At 62.5% G+C, this 8,463-nt stretch carries 5 protein-coding genes and 1 pseudogene; all 6 read left to right on the top strand.

Going from position 1 to position 8,463, the window contains the following annotated elements; genetic code table 11:
- Nucleotides 1–207: 207 nt before the first annotated feature.
- Nucleotides 208–3,921, top strand: coding sequence for a nitrate reductase subunit alpha (locus tag AB0P14_RS17050; protein WP_363845052.1), 3,714 nt, complete (start codon nt 208–210; stop codon nt 3,919–3,921).
- Nucleotides 3,921–5,639 (top strand): nitrate reductase subunit beta, encoded by a 1,719-nt coding sequence (gene narH / locus AB0P14_RS17055; RefSeq protein WP_363845055.1) that lies wholly within the window; start codon nt 3,921–3,923, stop codon nt 5,637–5,639. The genes AB0P14_RS17050 and narH overlap by 1 nt, the downstream gene beginning before the upstream one ends.
- A complete protein-coding gene (gene narJ, locus AB0P14_RS17060) occupies nt 5,636–6,268 on the top strand; it encodes a nitrate reductase molybdenum cofactor assembly chaperone (RefSeq protein ID WP_363845058.1) in 633 nt (210 codons plus the stop codon). Before narH ends, narJ begins: the two co-directional genes overlap by 4 nt.
- A gap of 3 nt (nt 6,269–6,271) precedes the next feature.
- Entirely contained in the window at nt 6,272–7,018 is a 747-nt protein-coding gene (gene narI / locus AB0P14_RS17065; protein WP_363845061.1) for a respiratory nitrate reductase subunit gamma, read from the top strand.
- Between the two features lie 52 nt (nt 7,019–7,070).
- Nucleotides 7,071–8,330 (top strand): MFS transporter, encoded by a 1,260-nt coding sequence (locus AB0P14_RS17070; RefSeq protein WP_363845063.1) that lies wholly within the window; start codon nt 7,071–7,073, stop codon nt 8,328–8,330.
- A gap of 61 nt (nt 8,331–8,391) precedes the next feature.
- Nucleotides 8,392–8,463 (top strand): annotated as a pseudogene (locus AB0P14_RS17075) (gluconate 5-dehydrogenase); the annotation flags it as partial.

The raw sequence follows: 8,463 nt of genomic DNA on the forward strand, positions 1-8,463 counted from the left end.
GGGAGGGAGGCGAGGGACGAGCCTCCCTCCCGACGTAACATTCACCCACAAGGCCTTAATATTGCGGCCAACTATTGACGTCCTGCAAGTCCTCGGAAGTTAAAAGTCGCACAAACTATGCAACTTTTACAAGATAATTAGAACACCCTTATCTTGGCTATTTGACAGGCCGTAGAAATCCCCACGGGCAGCCCCTAGTCTGGGGCCATGACTGCTGAAACTTTTGTCGCCGGTGTCGATGGTCCGGCGTCTGACGCAATGTTGAAATTGGGGCGTTTCTTCACCAAATGGGATGAAACGGATGATTCTCGGGCAGTTTTCCGAGAAGGCGGACGAGCCGGCGATATTTTTTATCGCGACAGGTGGAGTCACGACAAGGTGGTGCGTTCAACCCATGGTGTGAACTGCACCGGCTCCTGTTCGTGGAAGGTGTACGTCAAGGACGGCATCATCACGTGGGAGTCCCAGCAGACCGATTACCCGTCTGTGGGCCCGGACAGCCCCGAATACGAACCGCGCGGCTGCCCCCGCGGCGCGGCGTTCTCCTGGTACACCTACTCCCCCACCCGTGTCCGCTTCCCCTATGCCCGCGGCGTGCTCGTGGAAATGTACCGCGAAGCGAAGGCCCGCCTGAATGATCCCGTCCTGGCGTTCGCCGAAATCTCCACGGACCCGGAAAAGCGCAGAAAGTACCAGAACGCCCGCGGCAAGGGCGGCTTGGTCCGCACATCCTGGAAAGAGGCACTGGAAATTGCCGCCGCCGCGCACGTGAACACGATCAAGACGTACGGCCCCGACCGCGTCTCCGGCTTCTCCCCGATCCCGGCCATGTCCATGGTCAGCCACGCGATCGGCACCCGTTTTGTGCAGCTCATCGGCGGGGTCATGACCTCCTTTTACGACTGGTACGCGGACCTTCCCGTGGCCAGCCCGCAGGTGTTCGGCGACCAGACCGACGTCCCGGAATCCGGCGACTGGTGGGATGCCACGTACCTGATGATGTGGGGCTCCAACGTCCCCGTCACCCGCACACCGGACGCGCACTGGATGGCCGAGGTCCGCTACCGCGGCACGAAGGTCATCGCCATCAGCCCCGACTATGCGGACAACACCAAGTTCGCCGACGAATGGCTCCCCGCCCAGGCCGGCACCGACGCCGCCCTCGCCATGGGCATGGGCCACGTGACGTTGAAGGAATTCTTCGTTGACCGCCAGGTCCCGTTCTTCCAGGACTATGTCCGCCAGTTCACCGACCTCCCGTTCCTGATCCGCCTGGAGAAGCACGACGACGGGACGTACGTTCCCGGGAAATTCCTCACCGCTGCGTTCGTCCCCGGCCAGGAGAGTCTCGAGGACGCGGCGTTCAAGACCATGCTCTTCGACAAGGTCACCGGGGATGCAATTGTCCCCAACGGCACCATGGGCCACCGCTACTCCAAGACCGGCGAGGGCAAGTGGAACCTTGATTTGACCGGCATCGAGCCGGCCCTGAGCATGGATGAAGTCACCGGAGAATCCGTGGAGATCCTGCTCCCCTGCTTCGAGGACCCCGAAGGTGCAGGCACCATCATGCACCGCGGCGTACCGGCAAAAATGGTGGGCGGCCACCTGGTAACCACCGTCTACGACCTCATGCTCGCCCAGTACGGCGTGGGCCGACCCGGCCTGCCCGGCGTCTGGGCCAAGGACTACAACGACGTTTCCGTCCCCTACACCCCGGCCTGGCAGGAAGAAGTCACTTCCGTCCCGGCACAGGCCTGCATCCGGGTAGCTCGAGAATTTGCGCGCAATGCCGAACAGTCCAAGGGCCGTTCCATGATCATCATGGGCGCCGGCATCTGCCAGTGGTTCCACGGCGACACCACCTACCGGGCCATTCTGGCCCTGGTCATGTTGACGGGCTGCATGGGTCGCAACGGCGGCGGCTGGGCGCACTACGTGGGCCAGGAAAAGTGCCGCCCCATCACGGGCTGGGTCTCCCTTGCCAACGGCCTGGACTGGTCACGCCCACCCCGGACCATGATCGGCACCGGCTATTGGTACATGCACACCGACCAGTGGCGCCAGGACGGCTACTCGGCCGACGCCCTGAAGTCGCCGCTGTCCACCGGCAACCTCGACGGCATGCACACGGCGGACGCGCTGGCACAGTCAGTGCGCCTGGGCTGGATGCCGTTCTACCCGCAGTTCGATTCCAACCCGCTGGACCTGGCCGACAAGGCCATCGCAGCTGTCGCAGCGGGCGAGGCCCCGGACGAGAAGACGTGGGTGGCGCAGTCACTCATGAACAGGACAGTGAACCCGGCCATCGAGGACATCGACGCCCCGGAAAACTGGCCCCGCACCCTGGTGCTGTGGCGCTCCAACTTGTTCGGCTCCTCCGCCAAGGGCAACGAATACTTCCTGCGGAACCTGCTCGGCACCCACAACAACGTCATGGGTCAGGACAGCCACGAATCGCTGAAACCGCAGGACGTGAAATGGCATGAGGAAGGGCCGGAAGGAAAGCTCGACTTCCTGATGTCCGCCGACTTCCGCATGACCAGCACCACCCTGCTCTCCGACGTCGTGTTCCCGGCCGCCACCTGGTACGAGAAGCACGATCTCTCCTCCACCGACATGCACCCCTTTGTGCACGCCTTCACCCCGGCCATCGACCCGCCGTGGGAAACCAAGACGGACTTTGAGCTGTTCAACTTGCTGGCCGAGGAATTCTCACGCCAGTCCGTGAAACACCTGGGCACCCGCAAGGACCTGGTCAGCGTCCCGCTCATCCACGACACCGTGGGTCAGATCGCCCAGCCCGGCGGCGTTGTCCGGGACTGGCGCAAGGACGGGATCGACGGCGTCCCCGGGCAGAACATGCCCAACTTCATCGTGGTGGAGCGGGACTACACGGCCATCGCGCACAAGCTCACCGCCGTCGGACCTCTGGCAGACAAGCTGGGTTTCACCGTCAAGGACATCACCTACAAACTCGACAAGGCCCTGGCCCACCTGGGCAAGGTCAACGGCGTCATGATGGGCGGCGCCGCGCACGGGCGTCCCGCCATCGACACCGACGCGAAAATGGCCGAGGCCATCCTGACGTTCTCCGGCACCACCAACGGCCAACTCGCCGTGGCCGGTTTCAAGGAGATGGAACGCAAGACGGGCATGAAGCTGGTTGATCTGGCCGAGGGCAGCGAGGAGAAGCACATCTCCTTCGCCATGACCCAGGCCGGGCCGCAGCCTGTCATCACCTCCCCGGAATGGTCGGGCTCGGAGACGGGCGGGCGCCGCTATGCACCGTTCACGCAGAACATTGAGCGGCTCAAGCCCTTCCACACGCTGACCGGGCGCATGCACTTCTTCCTAGATCACGATTGGATGATCGACATTGGCGAGGCCCTGCCGATCTACCGGCCCCCGCTGGATATGCACAGGCTGTTTGGCGAGCCGAAGCTGGGCCCCAACGGGGACAAGGAGATTGTGGTGCGTTACCTGACGCCGCACTCCAAGTGGTCCATCCACTCCGAATACCAGGACAACCTGCTGATGCTCTCCCTTTCGCGTGGCGGTCCCACCGTGTGGATGAGCCCGCAGGACGCCGGCTCTATCCAGGTCAAGGACAACGAATGGGTTGAGTGTGTGAACGCCAACGGCGTGTTCGTGGGCAGGGCGGTGGTCAGCCACCGCATGCCCGAAGGCGTCGCCTACATTTACCACGCGCAGGAACGCACCATCGATGTGCCGAAGTCGGAGGCCACCGGCCGCCGCGGCGGCATCCACAACTCGGTGACCCGTTTGTTGGTGAAACCCAGCCACCTGATTGGCGGGTACGCGCAGCTGACGTACGCGTTCAACTACCTTGGTCCCACCGGAAACCAGCGAGACAACGTTTCCACCATCCGTCGCCGTTCACAGGAGGTGCAGTACTAATGCGTGTAATGGCTCAAATGGGCATGGTCATGAACTTGGACAAATGCATTGGCTGCCACACGTGCTCCGTCACGTGCAAGCAGGCATGGACCAACCGTGCAGGGGTTGAATACGTCTGGTTCAACAACGTCGAAACCCGCCCCGGGCAGGGCTATCCGCGCCGCTACGAGGATCAGGAAAAGTGGAAGGGCGGCTGGGAGCTGAACAAGCGCGGCCGCCTCAAGCTCAAGGCCGGCGGGCGTGTGAAGAAGCTGTTCGGGCTCTTTGCCAACCCCATCCAGCCCGAGCTCAAGGACTACTACGAGCCCTGGACCTACGACTACAAGACCCTCGTGGACGCCCCGCTCGGCGATGACTTCCCGGTGGCCCGGCCCAAGTCCCTGATCACGGGCAAGGACACGAAGATCACCTGGAGCGCCAACTGGGACGACGATCTGGGCGGCACCTCCGAAATGGGTCATTTGGACCCCATTGTGGAGAAGGTGCGCCGCGAGTCCGAGGACAAGATCAAGTTCGAGTTTGAGCAGACGTTCATGTTCTACCTGCCGCGCATCTGCGAGCACTGCCTGAACCCCTCCTGCATGGCTTCCTGCCCCTCCGGCGCCATTTACAAGCGCGTCGAGGACGGCATTGTCCTGGTTGACCAGGACCAGTGCCGCGGCTGGCGCCAGTGCATGACAGGCTGCCCGTACAAGAAGATCTACTTCAACCACAAGACCGGCAAGGCCGAGAAGTGCACGTTCTGCTACCCGCGCATCGAGGTGGGCCTGCCCACCGTGTGCTCGGAAACCTGCGTGGGCCGGCTGCGGTACCTGGGGCTTTTCCTGTACGACGCCGATGCCGTCACCGCAGCTGCCTCGGTCACGGATCCGCAGGATCTGTACCAGTCCCAGATGGATGTGCTGCTGGACCCCAATGACCCTGCCGTCATTGCGGCCGCTCGCGAACAAGGCATCCAGGAAGACTGGATCCAGGCCGCACAGAAGTCGCCCGTGTACGCGCTGACCAAGGTCTACAAGGTGGCCCTGCCGTTGCACCCGGAATACCGCACCATGCCCATGGTCTGGTACATCCCGCCGCTCTCCCCCGTGGTTGATCTGCTGCGTGACCAGGGGCACGACGCCGAGGACAAGGACGTGTTGTTCGGCGCCATTGACGCTCTGCGCATCCCCGTCGAGTACCTGGCCGAACTGTTCACCGCAGGTGACACGGAGCTGGTCACCGGCGTGCTGCAAAAGCTGGCCGCCATGCGTGCCTATATGCGCGGCATTTCACTGGGCAATGATCCGGATGAGTCCATCCCCGCTTCCGTGGGCATGGACGGCGCCACCATGTATGAGATGTACCGGCTCATGGCCATCGCCAAGTACGACGAGCGCTATGTCATCCCCAAGGCACATGCCGAGCAGGCCCATGATCTTGAGGAAATGGGCTGCTCGCTCGATTTCGACGGCGGACCCGGCATGGATTCGATGGGCATGTCGCCCTTCGGTGAGGCCAGCGGACGTCCCACCCCGGTGGCTTTGGAAACGTTCAATGCTCTCAAGGACCGGCAAACCTCCGATTCGGTGGCCGGGGCGGACACCCTGCGTGGCCGCGTGAACCTGCTGAACTGGGACGGCAACGGCGCACCTGCCGGGATGTTCCCGCAAAAGCATCCCACCGAGCCGCCCGCCGATGACCTCGAAGCTGCCACCGAAGGCGGTGGCGGCTCATGAACGGGACCGGCAACAAAAGGGACCGGATAACGTTCCTGGCAGCGTCGTGGTGTTTGTCCTACCCGGATGAACAACTCGTAGCCCGGGTACCCATGATGAGGGCCGCCCTCGGTGAGTTTGCCGGCGCAAGCCAACCGTTCGGCGTCGTCCTAGAACGGTTGGAAAGCACCGATCTGATGGCGTTGCAAGGCCAATATGTGCAGGAATTTGACCTCGGCAAACGGCATGCGTTGCACCTCTCTTATTGGACCGACGGCGATACTCGGCGGCGCGGCGAGGTGCTGGGCGCGTTCAAGAAGGTCTACCGAGGTCAGGACACCCTGGTGGACACTTGGGGAGAACTGCCCGACTTTCTGCCCATGGTGCTTGAATTTGCGGCCACCGTGGACATGCCCACCGGCAAGGAACTGCTGGCGCAATACCGGCCCAGCCTGGAACTGATCAAGTTTGGGCTGATGCGCGATGAGCTGCCGCACGCCGAGATTCTGCAAGCCATCTGTGACACTCTGCCGGGCGCATCCCCGGCAGATGAACAAGCCGTCATGCGGATGGCAGGCTACGGCCCGCCCACGGAATCCGTGGGCCTGGACCCCTACGATCCGCGTTTGCTGCCCATGAAAGGGGCATGAGCAATGGACATCTTCCTCTGGGGCGTTTTGCCCTACGTCATGATTGTCATTCTGGTAGGCGGCTCCGTGTGGCGGTATAAGTTCGACCAGTTCGGCTGGACCACCAGGTCCTCACAACTGTACGAATCCAAGCTGCTGCGCATCGGCTCGCCCGTGTTCCACTTTGGTCTGCTCGCCGTGATCGCGGGGCACTTCTTTGGTCTGGTGATTCCGAAGTCATGGACCGAGGCTGTGGGTATGACGGAGAGCATCTATCACTTCAACGCCCTGTTTGTGGGGACTATTGCAGGTGTTGGCACGCTCGGCGGGATCGTGCTGCTGATCTACCGCCGCCGCAAAACCGGGCCGGTGTTCATGGCGACCACCAAGAACGACAAGCTCATGTACGTGGTGCTGGTGGCGGCCATCGTGTTTGGTTTGTGGACCACGTTGGCCAGCGTGTTCTGGCCCGATCATGATGCGACGTACCGGGACACGGTCTCTCCGTGGTTCCGCTCCCTCTTCATCTTCCAGCCGGATGTTGCCGCCATGGCCGCGGCTCCGACTTCCTTCCACATCCACACTTTGGTGGGCATGCTGCTGTTCATGGTGTGGCCGTTTACCCGTCTGGTCCACGCGTTCACAGCCCCGCTGCACTACCTGTTCCGCCCGTACATTGTGTACCGATCCAGAGACAAGGGTGCCAGCGTGGCTCCCCGCAGTGGCTGGTCCGAAGTAGGCACCCGCGACCGCGACACCACCAAGCGCTAACCGTCTAATCAGCTTCTACCACCCAGGTTCTAAGCCTCAATCAGGAGAGACCATGGCCTCAACAACCGCCCCGCACCCGCCTCCCGTCAAGGGACAGGCACTAAATCTGGCTCTGGCAACCGCCGCCTCCGTGGTGGGTTTCTGGGCGTGGAACATCATCGCCACCCTGAGTACGCACTACGCCAACTCCATGGAACTATCAGCTGGAACCATGGGGATCTTGGTGGCCATGCCCATCTTTGTGGGCTCTTTGGGCCGCATAGTAGTGGGCACCATGACGGACAGGTACGGCGGACGGGCCTTGTTCACATTTGTTCTGGTGGCCACGATTCCTACAGTCTTGCTGGTCGCGTTGGGAGGAGCACTAAACTCCTTTGTCATAGTGCTTGCGGCTGGCTTCCTTTTGGGTGTTGCCGGAACAGTGTTTGCCGTCGGCATCCCGTTCGTCAGCGCCTGGTACCCACCGTCGCGCCGTGGCTTTGCCACAGGAGTTTTTGGCGCAGGCATGGGCGGCACTGCACTGGCCGCCTTCCTGAACCCGCGCTTGGTGAAATCGATCGGATATGTGCCCACGCACCTGCTGATCGCGGGCATTCTGGCCGTCATGGCCGTGCTCGTTTGGGTGTTCATGAAGAACGCCCCCGGCTGGCAACCCAACAAATCCCCCGTGATGCCCAAGCTGATCGACGCCTCAAAGCTGGCCGTGACCTGGAAGATGTGTTTCCTGTATGCCGTGGTCTTCGGCGGCTTTGTCTCCTTCGCCACCTACCTGCCCACGTATCTGCGCGACATCTACGCATTCGATCCGAGCTCGGCGGGTGCCCGCACCGCCGGATTCGCCTTGGCCGCGGTGATCGCCCGTCCCATTGGTGGTGTCTTGGCCGACAAGATCGGTTCCAAGCCCGTGGTGCTCGTGTCCCTCGCCGGTGTGGCTGTGCTGGGCTTCTTCGTGGCGCTAGAACCTGCCGCTGACGTCCAGGCCGGACCCGTTTTCTTGGCCTTAGCCGCGGCGCTGGGGCTGGGTACCGGAGGCGTCTTCGCCTGGGTGGGAACCCTCTCGCCAGACGGCAAGGTGGGCACCATCAGCGGTATTGTCAGTGCTGCCGGCGGTCTGGGCGGCTATTTCCCGCCGCTAATCATGGGCATGACCTACAACCCCGAGGCCGCGAACTATAAGTACGCCATTGGCCTTTCGCTCCTGGTGGCCACCGCCATCGTGGCCCTCTTGTTTGCACTGTTCTTCGTCAAGGACAACGACAAGGACAAAGGCAAAGGCACAGCAAAGAATGCGCTGGAGCCAGTGCAGGAGTAATTCCCGCTGCGCCCTTCGCGCATAAGGCACCTCACCGCGGCGGTGGGCTGGGCACGTGCCCAGGTTCAACTCCTGGATCCTGGGCCGCACCCCGGCCAACAGATGGGGAACCGTGCAGGACCTGGTGGGGCCG

This window comes from Specibacter sp. NPDC078709 (assembly GCF_040686795.1).
Lineage (GTDB): Bacteria > Actinomycetota > Actinomycetes > Actinomycetales > Micrococcaceae > Specibacter.

Excerpts from the sequence above, each read along its gene's own strand:
- AB0P14_RS17050 (WP_363845052.1), top strand. The coding sequence starts at position 208 with ATGACTGCTGAAACTTTTGTCGCCGGTGTCGATGGTCCGGCGTCTGAC.
- narH (WP_363845055.1), top strand. The coding sequence starts at position 3,921 with ATGCGTGTAATGGCTCAAATGGGCATGGTCATGAACTTGGACAAATGC.
- narJ (WP_363845058.1), top strand. The coding sequence starts at position 5,636 with ATGAACGGGACCGGCAACAAAAGGGACCGGATAACGTTCCTGGCAGCG.
- narI (WP_363845061.1), top strand. The coding sequence starts at position 6,272 with ATGGACATCTTCCTCTGGGGCGTTTTGCCCTACGTCATGATTGTCATT.
- AB0P14_RS17070 (WP_363845063.1), top strand. The coding sequence starts at position 7,071 with ATGGCCTCAACAACCGCCCCGCACCCGCCTCCCGTCAAGGGACAGGCA.